Genomic DNA, 19,394 nt, shown 5'->3' with positions numbered 1-19,394 from the left:
GCGAGCGCACATGCGCTTGCCAACCCCACATCGCTGAACACCGCATCGCACCACTCCTCCGTTTGGAATGGTTGTCAGGGTCGGCGTGATGAGGTCACGGCGGTAGGTGGGGTGGGCGGACGCTTACCCAGCTTCTGTGTCACGGATTTGATTGCAACTGGGCGCGGCTTCTTGCTCGCCTTGCGATCAAGCCGGCGACGGATCTCGGGGCTGAAACGGATCGCGAAGTTCGCGGCTTCGATCCTCGCCGAGCTCAGGTAGCGGTTGTCGCACTTGGCGTTGCCGCGCAAGCGTCCGCCAAAGTCACCTACCCCAGCCGTTCGAGATCTGCCGGGGTCGGGTTGCTCGGTGACCTGCAACCTTCAATCGGCAGCGGCTGATCGATATCGCGGTTGAACGTGGTTGGCAGTCGCGCAAGCGCATCGCTGAGCCATGCGTGTGGGCACAGGCCGTTGGCGGAGGCGGTGGCCGGCACGATCATGATGGCGGCGGCACGTTCGCCGGCGCGGGTGGCGCCGATGAACAGCCAGTTCTTGCGGCCCAGGATGATCGGGCGGATCGCGCTCAGCTGCTTCGCAGCAACGTTCGCTTCGCTCACTACGCCTTCGCTTCGCTCGGTCTCGATCGGGTTGTTGTCGATCGGGCGGTCGCCGTTGTCGAGGTAGCGCAGCAGAGCGGGCCAACGGCCCAGTGCATGTTTCATGGCTTTGCCGAGGTCGTTGCCCGGGAGAGTCTTGAGGCTCAGCGCGTGCAGCCAGTCGTGCAGAGCGGTCAGCACCGGCGTGGCGTGAGCGTTGCGATGGGCGTGCAGCGCTTCGCCGCGCAGGCCTGGCGTGCGCGCGTCGGCTTCGATGCGGTACAGCGCGCCGATGCGCTCGACGGCTTCGTGCGCGAGTGGGCTGCCGCTGGCCTTCGCGACCTCGACAAACCTGCGCCGCACGTGCACCCAGCAGGCGAGCTCGGTCATGCCCGCGTTGAACAAAACCTTGTAGCCGGCATAGTCGCCGACCATCAGCGCGCCGCGCCATGCGCCGAGAAATTCACGGGCGTGGCTGCCGCTGCGACTTGTTGTGCAGTCGAACACAATGATCGGCGGGCCGGCGGTGCTGCGGTAGGCAAAGAATTAGCTTTGGCGGGTTTTGCCGGTGCCCGGGTCGGGGGGGGCGACCGGAGTTTCGTCGGCGTGCAGGCAGGCCCGTTGATGCAGCTTCTCGCGCAGGCGATCGACGAGCGGCTGCACGGCCACGCCGACCGCGCCGACCCAGTCGGCCAAGCTGCTGCGCGGCAGTTCGAGACCGGAGCGGCCGCACCTGCAAGCGCCACCAGCACCGCCGCCACTGCGCAAACACCCGCCGCGGGATCTCGTAGATCCGGCAGTACATCCGCTGACTCACCCCGCTGTACAGCTGCGAGCGCACATGCGATTACCAAAGCCACACCTCTGAACATCGCATCGCGCCACTCCGCCGTTTGGAATGGCAATCAGGGTCGGCTCGATTCGGTCACGGCGGAAGGTGGGCTGGGCGGACGCCTACCGAAGAGGAGGAACGAACGAGCCTCGAAAGAGCGTCGGGCGAATCGATGAGTCACAGCAGGTCCACGATGTCGGTTCGAAGTCGAAAGAGGGCGGCTTGCGAGGCACTCAGGATTCCGCCGGACGCGTTGTTCAGAACGTCCTAGAACATGAGTGCCGCTGAAAATGCTCGAAACGGCCATCGTCGACCAGGAGGCACTCGGATGATGGGGGGTAGCGGGTTGGGTTGCGTGCCACCCATCAAGGATGCGCGGCGCGGAGCAGAGTTGAAGAACCAACAGGCTCCTTGCGGTTCGATCGCGTCTTCGAAGCTGAGCGCCTAGCCACTTCCTCGGCAGGCGGGTTCACCCTCCGATACCAGACGCAGATGCGGCTTCCAACGCGCGCCGGAGTTCGCCTTCCGATGCGGATGCCCGGCTCGAAGCAGACTTGAAGCGACTATCAGCTGCATACGGTTCGATTCCTTCATGGACCTTGGGCTTCGGACCGGCTTGATCGGGCCGCGGGCTCACGAACCGATCCTCGTCATCGATCTGGGGCCAAGGGCGGCGACTTTGGGCGCTCACAGCCCTGTTGCCGCATCCGCCTCCTCCGGTGAGTGTGCGCCCGGTGCGCGCTTCATCGCTGTCCACGCCAAGAATTTTTCGCATCGGTGATCAGGTTTGCCCTCGTTCTGCGTGTGGGTGAGGGTCAACCCTCCCCGTAGGGCCGGCCCGTCACCTGCGGGCGATGGCCTGCCACCCGGTTTCTTAAGTTCTTGGCGCACCGCCACCTGGAGATTTCTATGCTTAGCTGGCTGAAGCAGCTCTTCCCTCGCGAGCATCGCGATGCCAACCCACCACCGGGGGGCGGATCGCCAGGGGCTTCGATGTCAGTCGAGGTCGGCTCAAACTCGAGCCCGAACCCGACCAGTGAGCGGCCCGCGAGCCTGCGCACGCGGATCGCGACGCCTCTGGTTCGTGTACTCGGTGTTGTCGCAGTGCTGGGCATGGCGGGAGCGGCGTTCGCCGGGTACCAATTGCTCGACGAGCCCGGCCCGGTGTCGGCTGGTGCATTGATGGGCGTCAGCGAAACAGCCCTGCCGACCGCCAAAGGTCAGATCGACCTCCAGCCGGGTCCCTGTGACTGCCCGATTGGGAATGAGTGCATCCCGACTCCACGCGTGGGTTTCGTTGCCCCGGAAGATGGTCAAGAGTTTGTCTTGGGTGGGAACGTCGATGTCGGCGTCTACGCCTGCGATATGTTTGCTCTTGGCGGCGGTACATCTACCGGCGACCATACGTCCCTCACCGTCACCTGCCCCGGCATTTCTCTGGAATCTCAGCAGACGAGCATCACATTTCGACCCAAAGTTGCCGGTGTGTGTGAGCTCACAGTTGTTGGAAGCGCGGGGCCGCTTTCACGTGCAAAGGCTATAAGCACTAGCGTTAGCGCATCGATCTCAATCTCCATAGTCGATAGCGGCCCGTCGATTAGCCTGACTTCGCCGCTGAATAACGCCCAGTACGGGGCCGGAAATACGGCATCGCTGGCTGCCAACGCGACTCGCGGGAGCGCTCCCCTGAGTCGTGTCGAGTTTGAGGCCCGTAACAGCGCCAGTGGCGCTCAAGTGTTCAGCCATACCGATCTGACTGCTCCATATGGAGTGAACTGGAATCTTCTTCCGGTAGGCAGTTTTGTGGTGACCGCACGCGTTATTGACACGGCCGGCGCAAGCGCTGTTGATTCCAGGTCGATCGTCGTCGTTCCCGCCAATATGCCGCCTGCCGTTTCGATCGTCGCGCCAACGGCATCCAGCTTCCTCGCTCCTGCGACGATCAATTTTGAAGCCGCCGCCAGCGACGCGGATGGCAGTGTTGACCGCGTGGAGTTCGAGCTGCGCAACGCCGCGAACAATGCGGTGGTCGTCAGCCGGATTGACGGCAATCCGCCCTACACGGTTACAGCTACCTCGCTGCCCCTGGGCAGCTACGTCATGAATGCCCGCGCTTTCGATAATTCCGGCGCCTCTACTTTGGCGACCAAGAGCTTCAGCGTAACTTCGAACGTGCCGCCGACCGTTGCACTGGTAACGCCATCGCAGAATCCGCAGCTGGTCATTCTGCCTGCCGGGATTCTGCTGAACGCTTCCGCTACTGACAGCGACGGCACGATTCAATCCGTCGAATTCCGTCATGGGGCGAATGGCTCCGTCCTGATTGGTCAAGGCGTGGCGGCAGGCGGCAATAGCTATACATTCAACTGGAGCGGCATGGCCGCCGGTGACTATCAGGTCATCGCTCGCGCAACCGACAGCCAGGGCGCAACGGTTGACTCTGCTGCGCGAACAATTCGAGTCCGCGCGAATACGGCGCCACGCGCCGCGGCCCTGATACGTCCTGCCCTGCAACCCCAGAGTGTTGACAACCTCCTCCGCTATCCCGACAACATTTTCGCGGTCGGCCAACTGATGAATCTCGAGGCAAGCTTCCAGGACACCGAGGGCAATTTCGACCGGGTCGAGTTCTATCGGAATTCGCGTACGCCCGCGAACCTGCTGGCGACCGTTCGCCCGCCATCCGCGGGTGCCACTTCGTTCATGGCGAGCGCAGAGGTTCAGCTGACCGCGAGTCTGCTGAGTCAGCGCATGCAATACATCTTCGCCATCGCGATTGACAGCAGTGGGGCGGAGGTCGAAACACTGAAAGCACCGGTGGCTATTCACACGCCCTTCGAGTGGACAGACGTTCAGACGTGCCCGGCCGGCACGGCAAACTGTTTTCCTCCAGGCGAGTCGCATCCGATCCCCGGCCTGATCGAAGCTGAGCGCTATGACCTGGGCGGGGCGGGGGTGTCGTACTTCGACACGGATACCTACAGCGGGACTGGAAATGGCGGCTTCCATGGCAATCCGCGCGGGGACGACGTGGATGTCACCCATTGCGGCTGGAACAATCTTTACCTTGCCGATAGCTGCCTGATCAGCGGACGCCGCGCTGCCGAATGGCAAACTTGGAAGGTCCGATTCAGTCAGGGTGGCACGTACGGCGTGTACATCTGTTTCAAGGAGATTGACAGCAGTGGAGCCGCTGCGGGCGAAGCAAAGCCATTGGATCGCCAAGCGGTACCGTTGGCGAACTCTATTGGCCTTCGATTTGAGTCCAACGGCTCATCGATCGTCGAGGAGACGCTTCAGCTTGCGCCGGCTTTGCAAGGTGGTGAGGTGAGCTGGCAGCGCCCGGAAGGTGGCGAGGGCGTCAACAGTATTGTTCTCCCCAATTGCGAAGGGGAAGGCCAGTATCTTGAGTACGGTGTGCTCCCGTATGACTTCAATTCGGACTATTCCGGTCGAATGACCCTGTTCGCCTCTGACAGTGCGTGGACGCCTCACCTCAGCCTGGATTGGGTTGCGCTGCTTCCTGAGAGTGGCGGTGGCCAGTCCCTGAGCGTTGCCGTCAGTCAGCCATTGAATGGAGCTACCTTTCCGTTTCCGGTGGCGCAAGGGATACCGATCCAGGCCGACGTCTTTTCGGTAGGCGCCTCCAATCTCGTCCGATTTTTCTATTCAACTGCACAGAACTCGAATCTGGTGCAGATCGGATCCGACACCACGTTGCCCTACGGTTTTCAGTGGAATCCACCTGCAATCGGCGAGTATCAGCTGTGGGCGAAGGTTAACTCCACGATCAACGGCGTGCCGCGCGAAATGACCTCGGACCCGGTGCGCGTTGTCGTGACCAACGCTGTGACCAACCAGCCGCCGCAGACGGTGATGATTCAACCGACAGGGGGAACGTTTTCGCCGAGCTTTAGCGTACCGCTGCGCGCATCTGCCACCGATCCCGACGGCACGGTGTCGCGCGTGGAGTTTGTGGTGAGTCGTAACGGCAGCCCGCTCGGCAGCCCGATCGCCGCCGTTGCGGACACGACCGCTCCGGGCCAGTGGACCGCGAGTTGGACTGCGCCGTCGGCAGCGGGTGCGTACCAGCTGCGCTCGCGTGCATTCGATTCAGCCACTCCGCAGGCTTCGGGCGAGTCGCAGTCGGTGACCGTCAATGTGCAGAGCGCGCCCGGCATCGCACACGAGACGCCGGCGGCGATACCGGCGTCGATTGCGCCTGCCTCCGATGGTGTGGGCGCCACCGCTGGCAGCTTCCGTGTCGACGAGACCGGTGCGGCCACCTATTCGATCCCGCTGGCCGTCGTGCCCGGCCGTGCCGGGGTGACTCCAGAACTGGCACTTGCCTACAGTTCGCAGGGCGGGCTGGGGGCGATGGGCCGTGGCTGGTCGATCTCAGGTGCGTCTGCAGTCACCCGTTGCCGCCAGACCGCGGAAGCAGGCGATGCCGAGGCGTTGCAGTCCGGCAGCCCCCCGCTTTCGTTTGACGCAAAGGACCGCTACTGCCTTGACGGCCAGCGCTTGATGCTGATGGCTGGCAGCTACGATCCGACCGCGCCGCTCATGGAGTTCCGCACGGAGATCGACAGCTTTGCCCGTGTCCGCGCCTTCAACACCGATGGTAGGAACGGCCCGAACTACTTCGTCGTGCAGGCCAAGGACGGCACGACCGCCTGGTACGGCGACCGCATCAGTGGCAATGGCCTTCCATTCATGGCCGGCTTCGCCGAGGTTCAGCGCGCGGATGCCGCACTGCGGCGCAACCAGGGGGCGGGCGAGCTGGCTGCCGATGCGCCGATCCTGGCCTTTGCGCTTTCGCGTCGCATGGATTCCTTCGGCAACTACATCGACTTCCGCTACAGCACTGACCAGGCCAACGGAGAGCAGTGGCTGAGCACGGTGGAGTTCACCGGCAAGACCGTGCTGAGCGGCCAGACCGGCAATTCGCAGGCGACTTTCGCCTACGTGCAGTTCGACTATTCCACGCTGCCGAGCAGTGAGATCCGCGAAGCCTGGCAGGCCGGGATGCGTTCGCGCGCGTCCAAGCGCCTGAACTCCATCCGTTCGTACGAGGGTATGAACCTCGTCCGCGAGTACCGCTTGAACTACGGCTTGAGCCTGCCGCGCAGCAAAGAGTCGATTCTCACCTCGATGCAGGAATGTGCGGGCAGCGGCTCAAGCGCCGTGTGCTACCCGGCAACCCGGTTCGAGTGGACGTTGGCGGGCAACAGCACCTCGGCGCTGCTGCCATTGCGTTCCATGAATGCGCAACAGAACGTGCCGCGTTACGAGAAAGAAAACGCCAAGGCCTGGCAGTTGGGCGACGTCGACGGCGATGGTCGACTGGACGTTGTGTACTTCCGCAATGTCGCGATGGGTACCCAGTTGATTGAAACGCTGTTCCGAGACATCGGCTCGGTGGCTGCGGGCCAGTTCCCCTTCCGCGCGCAGGGCACACCTGTCTACAGCCTGCGCAGTTACAGGGACCTTTCCGACGCCTGGTTCCTGCACGACTTCAACACCGACGGACGAGACGATCTGATGCTGGCGGACGTCTACACCAGCCCGTACTACAACCCGAACGACCCGGTGCAGCGGGCGCGCAGTTGGCGGATCTATCCCTCCAACGGGCGCGTGCCTGATGGCGCCAAGGTCTTCAACGACTCTGGCAGCAACCCCTGGCTTGCGCCCTGTCCGGCGAACGACCTCGATGCGCCCGACTGCGTTCCTGTGAACAGCGGCGAAAACGCGCAGGCACAGCTGTTGGACGTCAATGGCGACGGCATCTCCGATGTCGTCTATCCCTCGCCGGTGGCTGGTCAGAATGAACTCATGATCAAGCTGGGGTCGCGCATCGCCGGCAGGCCGGGTTTCTCGCGCGCCTATCGCGCGGTGCTGGAGCAGCCGGAGGACTGCCGCCAGGGTGGCGCGGGATTGAGTGTTGTTTGCCGCTTCGCGTTCTCGAGTTCGCAGAGTCGCAATGGTCGCTCCCCCTTTGTGTTCGACCTGAACGCCGACGGTCGTGCCGACCTCTGGCTGCTTGCGAACCGTCGCGTTGAAACCCCCTGCAACGGTGGAATCTGTCCTGAGCCGAACGCGGAGCCCGACTACCCAACCTTCTTCAGCGCGGCTTCGAAGAAAGAGTTGGATGCGCAGATCGCTGTCAATTCCAGCTTCCAGAACGCGCGCGGCCAGGGAACTGCTTCCACGGCTTCCGACAGCTGGTCCTACAGCGCCCAGGTTGTGGACCGCATCGACGAGACGGCCCGCCAGATCCATTTCAAGCTGTATGCGACCCACGGTATGGGCAGCCTGACGCCGAGCCAGAAGCAGCTGTTCCCGACCGACATGAACCTGGACGGGCTCTCCGATGTGCTGATCGCCACCAAGTCGGGCGGCAATTACGGTGTCCAGCTGTTGATGAACACCGGTACGACCCTGGTGCCTGTCGCATCGCCGCTGGCCAGCGGTGGCTCGGTGGTGCTGCCCGAAGGACAGATGGACCACATGCAGTTGGTGGATCTCAACAACGATGGCTACATCGACCTGATGTATCCGAACGGCACCGGCAGCAGCTCCACGTGGCGTCTCCATGCGGGCGGACCGGCGGGCTTTGGCGCTGAAGAAACCGCGAACGTTCAGGGCAACGTGCTGCCCGGTCATCACACGCACTTCTTCGCCGACTTCGACGGCAATGGTGTCGCCGAGTACGTGCGTATGCGGCACCAACTGACCAACCAGAGCAGCGGTGAAGATGCCTCCTACGGCGGTCTGAGCGCCAGCAGCGATCCAGGCCAGGGCGCCGGCAAGCCAGCGACCCAGATCCACCGCATCATCAACGGCTACGGCGCCGAAACCCGCATCGTCTATCAGCCTCTGACGAACAGCGCGGTCTATCTGCGCGAGCCGAACTTCAGCGGCGAAGCACCGGGCCGCGGCTCGCCTGTGCACGATGTGTTTGGTGCCATGTACGTGGTGGCCGCAGTCACCAGCGACGCGCCCGGCATTGACGCCCAGACTCGCCAGAGCACGCTGTACTACCAGTACGCTGGTGCCAAGATGCAGGCCGGCGGCCGCGGCATGCTCGGTTTCCGTCAGATCCGCACCCTGGATCCGAACTTCGCCGTAACGCCTGCCCGCCATGTCATCTCGATCACCGACTACGGGCTTGCCGCAGGCGACTACGAGAACTCGTTGACGCCAGGCTTGGTGCGCCACGGCTTCCCGTTCACCGGAATGCCGCGCGAATCGCGCCAGTACGCGGTCAATGCGGCGCCGAATGCCGCCCTGATCCAGTGCCTGAGCTCCGGCGCCAACGCCAGCAGCGCTGTCTGCTATTCCGGCTTCGGCTCGGCAGCGACCGTCAACGCGTTCTTTGCTGAGCCCTCCGGCACCCTGCTGAGCTACGCCCGCAACCGTCTGGAATCGGTCGTGACTCAGAACGGCGTCGGCGGAGAACGCAGCGTTCTGGCCTACATCAAGGCCTCATTCGAGGCCAAGGGCAATCCGGAGACGACGGGCGCTCCGGTCACCCTGTCGGAAACCGTCAATCACTTCACCTACAACACCGCCTGGGGTGATCTCGTTGCCAGCGATGTTGGAACTTCGACAGGCGCGTCCTTTGCCAGCCTGGAGGCGCTGCGCATCGATGCCCTGGTGCGTATGTCCGAGCCCAGCCCGGAGACACGCTGCGCCGGCAGTGCGCGCTGCGTGACCCGCGTGGGCACGCTCAACACCTACTACCCGAGTTCCCAGCCCACAGCCGCCAACGACCGCGACTACTGGCGCCTCGGTCGTCTGCAGAGGAGCACCGTCACTCATTGGCGTCAGGGCGTGCACGGGGAGCAGCCCAGCAGCCTGACCCGCGAGTCGCGCTTCGAGTACGAACTTGGCAGCGCGGCGCGTACCGGTGCGCTGACGGTCGAGCGCGTGGCCGGGTTGTCGACCTTGACCAGTGCGACCGCTCCGAACGGCAGCGCGTCCGAGCTGCGTACCCTGCGACTGCGCGACGCGTACGGCAATGTCACCGACACCTTCGTCTGCAGCGGTGATGTGTCCGACCTCGCCTGTCAGAGCCCCAGTGAGGTACTGCAACGCCCGGCCGGCACCAATGGTCTGCCGCTCACGCGCGTGCATCGCCACACCCGCAGCGAATACGACAGCCAGGGCCGCTACCCCGTGCGTGCGTTGTCGCCACATTTCGATGGTTCGTCTGACGGTGCGATGCAGGCGCTTGAGACGGTGCAACAGCGCGATGCCTTGGGCAATGTGCTGCAGACGAACCGTTTGAATGGTGGCAGCACTTCGGCGACCTACGGCCCCTTGGGCCGCCAGCAGACCAGCACTGACAGCACAGGTGCGAAGTCGGCCAGCGAGTTCCATTGGTGTGGGGGCGGCAGCGCGACGGGACAGGTCGCGGCCTGCCCGTCCGACATCGGCGCGGTGTTTCGTCAGACGTCCTATAGCTACGGCGGCACCCGCTCGGTGACCTACTTCGACCGGTTGGGGCGCGAAGTCTTCGCGCTCAGTGAAGGCTTCAATCAGTACGACAACAACGCGTCCAATGACTGGGTCGGCGTGTGCAAGACCTACGACGGCCGCGGCCGCACGGTGGCGGTGACCGAGCCGTTCTTCGTAGGCAACGTCGCATTCAACGCCCTGCGACCTGAGCTTTCAACAGCCGTCGACTGCGCCACCCGTGCGAGAACCCGCACCACCTACGACGAACTCGATCGCGCGCTGACCATCCTGCTGCCGGAACACGGCGGCAGCACCACCGCCATGTCGCAGATGGTGTACGCAGGCCTGCAGACCACCACCACCACCCGGCTCAGCCGGGCAACCTCGCCGTTTGTAGCCCCGACGGTGGTGGAGCTGTCCGAGGTCAAGCTGCACGACGCCACCGGCCAGGTGTTGAGCGTCACCGACGCCGAGGGGCTGGTCGCCAACTATGCGCACGATGCCGCCGGTAACCTGATCGCACTCAAGCGTGACGCTGGCCGCGGCGAGATCGTCTCGCGCATCAGCTACGACGCCTTGGGCCGCAAGACCAGCCAGAACGATCCGGATGCCGGCACCGCCAGCTACGCCTACAACGCGGCCGGTGAGCTGATCTGCAGCCAGGATGCGCGCGGCTACGCCACGATCACGGACTTCGATGCGCTGGGGCGTGGCTGGCGCTCGCGCACGCTGAAGTCGACCTGTGTGTCGACGACCACCACGGCCGTGACCCCGTCAAACAGCGAGGCCTGGGTGCTGCCGGCCGCGGCTGGCGGTGATCACTCGAGTGTCGACCTGACCGTATACGACCTCGCTGGCAACGGCATCGGCCAGGTCGAGCGCACGCAGCGCAAGCACCGCGTGGGTAGCACCTATGCCGGCTATCGCGGTGCAGCAGCTGACCAGGGCGAGTTCGAGCAGGTGTCGAGCTATGACAGCTTCGGCCGCCCGCGCCAGGCCACGACCCGGTTCCGCGAGCCGAATCTGAGCGGGGCTGGCCTGATCCTGCGCGAGTACACCCAAAGCACCACCTACGACGCCCTGGGCCGCGTCGCCACCAGCCAGGACGCCACCGGCGGCGTGGTCGAGAACATGTACAGCGCGCACGGCTTCCTGCGCCGGGTGCGTGATGCCGGCCAGCCCTCGCTGGTGTTCTGGGAGCTGCTGGAAACCGACGTGCGCGGCCAGACCACGCTGGACCGTCGCCACGGCAAGGTCGAGCTGACCCAGCAGCGGGAGTACAACGCGGTGACTGGACGCCTGGCGCGGATCGTCACTGGCACCTGGGCCAACGGCCAGGTCAGCAGCGCCGTGCAGAACCTGTCCTACATCTTCGACGCCCAGGGCAACCTGCTCAGCCGCAAGGATGAGCGCGCCAACGGCCGTGAAGAGGTGTTCATCTACGACCGTCTGAATCGGCTGATCGAAGCACGCTTGAACGGCACCTCGCCCGCGCCGGCCAACGGCCTGCCCACGCTGACCCTGAGCTACGACAAGCTCGGCAACATCTGCAGCAAGAACGGCGTGGGCTACAGCTACGCCGGTCGCGCCGGCTGCGGATTGAATAGCGTTGGCGGCAGCGGTGGCACCGGTAGCACCAGCCCGCATGCCGTCACGGCACGCGGCACCCTCGGCTACCAGTACGACCTCGCCGGCAACATGACCACCACCACCGGCGGCACCCACGGCACCCGCAGCGTGCGCTTCGACGGCGCCGGCAATGCGGATCGCCTCGCCATCAGCACCCAGAGCACCAGCTTCTGGTACGCCGGCGGCGGTCGCTACCTGCGTCTGGACGAATCCAGCGAGGCCCCCGCCAAACTGACCCGCTACCTCGGCAGCGTGGAGTGGATTCTGCGCAGCAACGGGGCGGAAGAACGCAAGCGCAATATCGGCGGCTTCCTGCTGCTGACCGAAACCGGCGATCAGGCCGCGCCGACCCGCAAGTACCGCTACCTGTTGGCAGATCACCTGGGTTCGACCGACACCCTGGTGGACGAAAATGGCGTGGTGCGTGAGCGGATGTCGTTCGACGCCCACGGCAGCCGCCGTTCGGCAGATTCCGGCACCGGCATGTGGGCGAGCTTGCTGCCGGCGGTTGTACCGACCGACATCAATCCGCAGGTCAACGCTGAAACCACGCGTGGGTTTACCGGCCACGAGCACATCGATCGGATGGGCCTGGTGCACATGAACGGGCGGCTGTACGACCCGCTGCTCGGGCGTATGCTGTCACCCGACCCGATCGTGCAGGAGCCGTACAACGCGCAGAACCTGAATCGGTATTCGTATGTGCTCAATAACCCGCTGAGCTATACCGATCCGTCGGGATTGAGTTTTGTTAAGAAGTATTGGAGGCAGATTCTGGTTGCCGCCATCAGCATCTTTGTCCCGCCGCTTGGGGCTTGGGGTGCTGTGACCATGGGCGCGGTCTCGGGGTATATCTCGACAGGTACTCTTGAAGGCGCACTTATCGGCGGATTCAGTGCCGGAGTATTCTGGAGTATTGGCCAGGCCTTCCAGAGTGTTAATACGGGAGCGGGGACTGGATTTGCGGGTACCGGCTTTACTGAAGCTCAGTTCGCGGGAAAGGTTCTCGCGCATGCGACTACCGGCGGCGTGATGTCAGTCCTTCAAGGGGGCAAGTTCGGGCACGGGTTTGCGAGTGCGGGTATCTCGCAGGCTGCGGTTCCAGCGACGCATGGGGTCCAGAGTATGGCTGCGCGGACCATGATCCACGCGACAATTGGTGGGACTGCCTCGGTTGCATCTGGTGGAAAGTTTGCGAACGGTGCGGTTACTGCGGCGATGGCGTTTGCTTATAATGACCGCGCGCATGCGCCAGAAGAAGGCGCTCCAGAGGATGTGTTTAGGAGGCGCGCCGATAGATATCGTGAAATGCACCAAGAGCTCCAAGGAATGGGTATTGATACGGTTTGGTTTGAGGCGGCCGCAAACCTTAACGACTACTTCGTGGGGGCATTCCCTGCTTTGGGGCCTTCCCAGGATTATCTGATCGAGCTTGGGGGGCATCTTGCGGCCAAGAATGAGCAGATGTTCTCTGACGTGAAGGCCGGTTATCATGGTCGGGGTGGACTGGAACTAGACTTTCGACTTGTGAGATTGGAGCAAGCTGAAGTTACTAGGTTTAACAGGGGCTATTTCGCAAACCGGCGAATTCCGGACGGCATGGCTCTTGGGATGCTTGCAGCTTTCACGCAAGTTGGCGCTCTTGCCGGGAATTCACTTTCCACAGCAAGAGGGGGGCCGTGGGCCGCTCAAATACACGCAGGGATATCGCGTTCAAACAGGGTTAACGGAAGCTCGAGTTTCTGGATGGAACGGGACCGGGTCCAAATTGGGTACGGCATAATGGATCACATTAGGAAGAGCCGGTGAAGTCATCTCGAATTGTGGCCTTGGCCACATGGATCGCCGGTTTCGTTGTAATGCACGGAGTGCTGGTTTCACTGTTTACTCTCCTGCATTACTTGTTTAACGGCTTTGGGATAGTCCAAGGTTTGTATTCTTCGATCTGGGTCATGATGCAGTATGTGGCGTCAATCGAACCTATCAGGTTCTACGTATTGATGGTCCCCTGTGTTGCATTGTGTGCGGCCAAAAGAACAATTTGGTTTCCACTGGTTTTGTTTCCGATTGCCGCATTCGCGGCGACGATCTGGACTTCTCAACTAGGGGCGGCCGGGCTCAATCAGGCTATGCGGCACGCCTTGTCAGTCAACTTGTCCTTGATTGAGGGTCCCGTAGGTCTGGGTTGGGGGTGGGTCACCATGGTCTCTAGCGTCGTCTGCTATTTGTTGCTCTCTCGCGTGGCGCAACCGTGGGATTTCATTTCCCCACAGAGGAGCGCGCAGAGGAGCGCGGGGTCAGGTCTAGCAAAGTAGTCTTCCAAAGTAATCTGCCCAGGCGCATGCCTGCTTGCAACGGGCTCGACTGAATCAGCAGGGCTGGCCGCGCCTCCATCGAATCGAATCGAGCCGATGTGGTCACGAAAGCGCAGGGTCAGGTCTAGCAAAGTAGCATCGAGCCGCCGCCGGGGGTAATCTCGGCGGCATGGCTCGACCGATTCGCATTGAGTTCGAAGGGGCGCTGTACCGCGCGACCTCGCGTGGGGATCGGCGTGAGGCGATCTATGAGGACGATGCGGATCGCACGCGCTTTCTGGAGGTGTTGGGTGAGGTGGCGTCGGCGTTCCATTGGGTGGTGCATGCGTACTGTCTGGTGAGCAATTACTACCACCTGCTGATCGAGACGCCCGACGGCAATCTGTCGAAGGGCATGCGCCAGCTCAATGGGGTGTTTACCCAGTACAGCAATCGCCGACATCGACGCACCGGGCATCTGTTCCAGGGGCGCTACAAGGCGATCCTGGTCGATGCTGACAGCTACCTGCTGGAGCTCTCGCGTTATGTGGTGCTGAACCCGGTGCGGGCGCGGATGGTGGCGGATGCCGGTGACTGGCCGTGGAGCAGCTATGGCGCGATGGTCGGCGCGCAGGAAGTGCCGGACTGGCTTGCGATCGAGGGCCTGCTTTCGGCCTTCGCCAGCACACGCCCGGAAGCGCGCCGTCGCTACATGCGATTCGTCGCTGCCGGCGTTGGCGCCGATCCGATCTGGAAGCACCTCAACCGTCAGGTCTACCTGGGCAGCGACGATTTCGTGCAGCGCATGCAGGAAATGGCCGGGGACGTTGTCGAGATCAACGTCCCTCGGACGCACCGCCGGCCACCGCCTCCGTCTCTGGAAGAGATCACCGCCGCGCATCCCGATCGGAACGCGGCGATGGTCGTGGCATACAGAACGGGCGAGTACAGCTACGCCCAGATTGCTCGGCACTTCGGCGTCCACTTCACCACCGTCGGTCGGGTGGTGCGCGCTGCCCGCAAGCCGTAGGGCGGCGGTTGGCGTGCCACGGCGCCAGACCTGGCCACGTCGCTCACACCCCACCGCTCATCCTGATGGCCGCCACGCCTCGCCACGCCGGAGGTCATGCCCTGGCGAACTCCAAGCCGCCCCCGCGGGGCGTTGACCCCCTGAGCAACGGCCTTTGACACGGCCTGAGCAAGCTGAAACCCTACGCCGCGCCCAAAACCATGCCGTGTATCGGATCGGGTGGTGCGGCGGTCGCATATCGGGGCTTGGCTGCACGAGTCGGCAGCTTGAACATCAGGAGCAGCGCAATGAACCGAGCGATCGGGATCCTCTTTACCGCGGCGTTGTCGGGCATCGCCCCGCTCGCTGCTCAGCCGGCGCCGACGTGGACGCCGATTGGCCCTGGCCCGGCCTATGACGGTCAGGTCGAGAACATCACCAATCGCGAGGTGGTCGGCGCGATCAATGCGGTCGCCGCGCACCCGAGCAATGCCGGCATCCTGTATGTGGGTGCGGCCAATGGCGGGATCTGGCGTACGGCGAATGCGACTGCGGCCAGCCCGACCTGGGTGCGGCTGAGCGACAGCATGGGTTCGCTGTCGATCGGCTCGCTGGAGTTGGACCCGACCGATGCCAGCGCAACGACCGTGCTTGCGGGCATCGCCTTGAGCTCCAGCCTGGGGCGCGACGGCGGCGCGCGCATCGGTCTGCTGCGCAGTACCAACGAAGGCAGCACCTGGTCGGTGATCGACGGCGGCGGCGTGCTGGCCAACCGCGATGTGTTCGGGGTGGCGCCGCGCGGTGCGGTGCTGGTAGCCGCGACCAGCAATGGCCTGTACCGATCCAGCAACACCGGCGCGGCCTTCAGCCTGATCTCCGGCGCGTCCGGCAGCGGCTTGCCGGCGGGCACCACGCTAGACCTGGCCGGGCACGCCAATGCGCCGGCGGTGCTGTACACGGCGGTGACCTCAGGCGACGGCCGCGGCGTTTTCCGCAGCGCCGATACCGGCTTGACCTGGAACCGTGTATCCGACACCGCGATGGAAACGCTGATGAATGCAGGGGCAGGCACGCGCCGCACCGAGCTGTCGGTTGGTACGGCGGGGCAGGTGTTCGTGGCGATCGTGGCCGCCAATGGTCGGCTCGGCGGTGTGTACCGGTCCGCCGACGGCAACGCGCCGTGGGTGGATATGGAGCTGCCAACCACGGCCGAGCAGGACGGCATTCTGTTTGGCGCGCACCCGGGCGGGCAGGGCTCGATCCACCTGTCGATCGCGGCCGATTCAGCCAATGCCAATCTCGTCTATGTCGGTGGCGACCGCCAGCCCTACTTCGGCGAGGGTGTGTCCGGCAGCAGCCAGTTCTTCCCCAATTCGCTGGGCGCGCGCGACTACTCCGGGCGCCTGTTCCGCGGTGATGCCAGCCAGCCCGCGGGTTCACGCTGGACCCCGCTCACGCATTCGGGCACCTCGAACAATTCTTCGCCGCATGCCGACTCGCGGGACATGGTGTTCGACGCCGCGGGCGCGCTGATCCAGACCGACGATGGCGGCATCTACAAGCGCACTCAGCCGCAGTCGACTGCAGGCAGCTGGCTGTCGATCAATGGCAGCCTGCAAACCACCGAGTACCACGGCATCGCCTGGGACGCGATCTCCGAACGTGTGGTCGGCGGCGCGCAGGACACCGGCACCACCCAGCTGCGCACGCCGGGCTCGCCGATCTTCAACAGCATCAGCACCGGCGATGGCGGCGATGTGGTGATCGAAGACCGCTCGTCAGCCACGCTCTCGACGCGCTACACGAGCTTCCAGAATCTCGGTTCGCTCAGGCGCCGAACCGTCAACGCTAGCAACGCACAGACCGCCTCGGTGACGCCCGCATTGACACCCCTGAGCGGCAGCCCCGCGCTGTCGGCGCAGTTCTACACACCACTGGCAGTCAACCACGTCAGCGGCACGGGTCTGCTGGTGGGCGCCAGCAACGGTGTGTACGAGTCACTGGACCGCGGCGACAGCATCACTCGCGTGTCCACGCTGCGCGTCAACGCCTTCAATGGCGACCCACTGGTGTATGGCGTGGTGGACAACCCGAGCTTCATCCTGATCGGCGCCGGCACCGGCGTGCATCTGCGCACGGAGGCCGAAGGCGCGTTCACCCAGGTGGCGACCTTGCCGGCCACGGTGGTTGACGTCAGCGTTGACGTCAGTGCGCCTGAAAGCCTGTTCGCCATCACCCAGACCACGGTGCACTACTCGTCGGATGGCGGCGCCGGCTTCGGCCTGATCACCGGCAACCTGGTCAGCGGGTTCAGCCCTGGCCGGCTGCGCAGCATGGAGTTCACTCCGGGCACCGACAACGCGCTGGTAGTGGCGGCCAACCGCGGTGTGTACGTCGCCTACGAGAGCAGTGGCTTCAGCCAGTGGACACAGCTGGGCAGCGGCCTGCCGAACGCGGTGGTGTTCGAACTCGAGTACGACCACAACGATCGCCTGCTGCTGGCGGGCACCCTCGGCCGCGGCGCTTGGACACTCAGCTTCGCCGGCCCCGACATCTTCAAGGATGGTTTCGAATGAACGCGCGCAGCCTGGTTCCATCCTGCATCACCCTCAGCATCATCCGTGCGCCGGGCCAGCGCATTCGCGCGGCGCTGTGCCTGCTCGCTCTTTGTCTGAGCCCTGTGCTCCATGCTGCGGTCGAGCTCAGCCCCGGCGTGCTGGTTGAAGCCGACAGCGAGCGCGTCTACCTGTCCACTGCCGATGGCCACATGGAAGCACGCGCCTTGAGCGACGGTGCCGTGGAGTGGCGCAGCAGCGAGCGTGGCTTGCTGATCGCCGAAGCTGGCGATCGACTGCTCGCGCTGGGTCAAGCCGGCCGCTTCGGCTGGGGCATGTTGCTGCTGGTGGATCGCAACAGCGGCGAAGTGCTGGACCGGATCGCCTTCGACCTGCCCGAAACCGTCAGCGCGGCGGTGATGGCCGAGCCGATGCGCCGCTTTGATGTTCGCGCCGAGCCCACCGGCACCGGAATGCGCCTGCACTGGAGCTACGAGGCCCACCCACTGCGCGGCGCCCTGATGCTGGAGGAGGGCGCGGTTGCGTCAGACACCGTGCAGCTATCGGGCGTGATCGATCTGGAACTCGCCACGGCAGCGGCCTTTGTGCAGCCGCGCCCTGAGCTGCAGGCCGACAGCCAGCGCGCTAGCCCGCAGTTGTCGGCCGAGGAGCGCATCCAGAGCATCGAAGGCCGCCAGTTCCGCGCTGCCGACAACCGCCATGTGCTGGTCAGCGCTGCGGTCGAAGATCCGGTGTATGGCTTCAGCTGGCGTTGGCAGCTGTACGCCCGCAACGGCGTCCGTGCCGCAGCTGAGTTCGAGCGCCCATTCGCACTGGCGCCCTTTGTTCTAGTCGAAGACACCCTGCTGCTGCAGAGCCCGCCGGTCGACAGCGTCGACGCGGCGGGTGCATGGAGCCGCCACGGCCTGCGCCTGAGCGCGGTTGAACTCGGCACAGGCAAGGAGCTGTGGGGCGTGGAGTTGCTGGATCGGAACTTCAGTGGGCCGTTGCCGCCGTGAGTGGCGCTGGCCCGATACTCTGAGAGCATCGAGGCAGGTGTCAGATTCAGCTCTGGACACCTGCCTCGATAAGCAACACCTGCCTCAACAGGCAGTTAATCGCTGTGCCGGCGCTTTCGAAGTGGCTCGCACCATGATCGGTTGCGGTCGCTATTGTGATTCCTCAACAGGAGGGCTCGGTACCGGAAACAAGGGGTCGCCAGCTTCGGGTGCAATTGCTGTGATTTCACACGCGAAAGCAAACGTTCGCCGGGATTGCTGTCCGTTTGGCGCGGTCACGACCAGGCTAACCCTTCCGGATGTTCCCGGAAGTTGGCACGAGACTTGTTGCACTGACATGCTTGTAGTCCCCTGAATCGATAGCGCAACCTCGGGTGTCGAGTTCCAAGAGTATGACATGCTGAAGCCGACACTGCGCGGAAAGACGTCGCAGTAGTATTCCAAGCCCTCTCTCACGCAGTCCATCACAGGTTCTGGTGGGGGTGTGTTTGCCGGAGGGCATTCAATCTCACAGCCCTCGCCTACGCCCTCGCCTACGCCTTCGTTCGGCGGAGACATCAAATAAATGGGATTCAGCAAGTCGTCACACTGGTGACCGTGAACGTTCGGGCATGCGGAAGCGGATTCAACTCCCAGAACGATAAGCGCAAGAAACGTAATCGCGAGTTTTCTCATTGGTACTTTTCACCTCGGTGGCGTGGCATGACACGGTTGACGTAACGGCGGGATTTGCTGCTGAGATGCAGCCCTTTTTTGCAGATAGGGTCTCATTTTGCTATAGCAACCCATATTGCGAGGCGTCGCGATCCTTCAATTGGCCGCCTCAAGTTCAATGACTGTCTGGCCAAAGCTAGCCTGTCCTTATGCGAACCTCGAAAATCTCAATCATTCGTATGCGTCCGCCCAAGCCACCTACCGCTTCCCCACTCGCCGTGCTGAGCCTCAGTTGCAGATCGGCGCCCAGCCCTCGATCGGCAGCAAGCTGTCGATGTCGCGGTTGCGCGTGGTCGGCAGTC

Annotated in this window: 6 protein-coding genes and 1 pseudogene; 6 read left to right on the top strand and 1 reads right to left on the bottom strand. The window is 63.7% G+C overall.

Going from position 1 to position 19,394, the window contains the following annotated elements:
- A partial coding sequence (locus ACIQ7H_RS19310; protein ID WP_395794590.1) for a hypothetical protein occupies positions 1-261 on the top strand: 261 nt, incomplete at its 5' end.
- Positions 262-307: 46 nt separating this feature from the next.
- Here the strand turns inward: ACIQ7H_RS19310 and tnpC are convergent.
- Positions 308-1,345, bottom strand: a pseudogene (tnpC, locus tag ACIQ7H_RS19305) (IS66 family transposase).
- Between the two features lie 973 nt (positions 1,346-2,318).
- On the opposite strand from tnpC, the gene ACIQ7H_RS19300 reads away from it, so the two are divergent.
- The 5 genes from ACIQ7H_RS19300 to ACIQ7H_RS19280 all read left to right on the top strand — a co-directional run.
- Positions 2,319-13,310: an Ig-like domain-containing protein gene (locus tag ACIQ7H_RS19300; RefSeq protein WP_395794588.1), complete on the top strand. Its 10,992-nt coding sequence runs from the start codon at positions 2,319-2,321 to the stop codon at positions 13,308-13,310.
- Positions 13,311-13,985: 675 nt separating this feature from the next.
- The gene (locus ACIQ7H_RS19295; protein ID WP_395794586.1) at positions 13,986-14,825 is read left to right on the top strand and encodes a transposase; all 840 of its coding nucleotides are present in this window, start codon (positions 13,986-13,988) and stop codon (positions 14,823-14,825) included.
- Between the two features lie 287 nt (positions 14,826-15,112).
- The gene (locus tag ACIQ7H_RS19290) at positions 15,113-17,380 is read left to right on the top strand and encodes a hypothetical protein (protein ID WP_395794584.1); all 2,268 of its coding nucleotides are present in this window, start codon (positions 15,113-15,115) and stop codon (positions 17,378-17,380) included.
- Positions 17,377-18,378: a hypothetical protein gene (locus tag ACIQ7H_RS19285; protein ID WP_395794582.1), complete on the top strand. Its 1,002-nt coding sequence runs from the start codon at positions 17,377-17,379 to the stop codon at positions 18,376-18,378. Before ACIQ7H_RS19290 ends, ACIQ7H_RS19285 begins: the two co-directional genes overlap by 4 nt.
- Before the next feature lie 832 nt (positions 18,379-19,210).
- Positions 19,211-19,394, top strand: a 184-nt coding sequence (locus ACIQ7H_RS19280) for a hypothetical protein (RefSeq protein ID WP_395794580.1), incomplete at its 3' end; no start/stop codon positions are given.

This window comes from Aquimonas sp., assembly GCF_044377145.1.
Lineage (GTDB): Bacteria > Pseudomonadota > Gammaproteobacteria > Xanthomonadales > Xanthomonadaceae > Aquimonas.
This window is presented reverse-complemented; position numbering and strand designations above follow the sequence as displayed.

Bases quoted from the DNA above. Each gene is read 5' to 3' on its own strand.
- ACIQ7H_RS19300 (WP_395794588.1), top strand. From the start codon at position 2,319: ATGCTTAGCTGGCTGAAGCAGCTCTTCCCTCGCGAGCATCGCGATGCC.
- ACIQ7H_RS19295 (WP_395794586.1), top strand. From the start codon at position 13,986: ATGGCTCGACCGATTCGCATTGAGTTCGAAGGGGCGCTGTACCGCGCG.
- ACIQ7H_RS19290 (WP_395794584.1), top strand. From the start codon at position 15,113: ATGAACCGAGCGATCGGGATCCTCTTTACCGCGGCGTTGTCGGGCATC.
- ACIQ7H_RS19285 (WP_395794582.1), top strand. From the start codon at position 17,377: ATGAACGCGCGCAGCCTGGTTCCATCCTGCATCACCCTCAGCATCATC.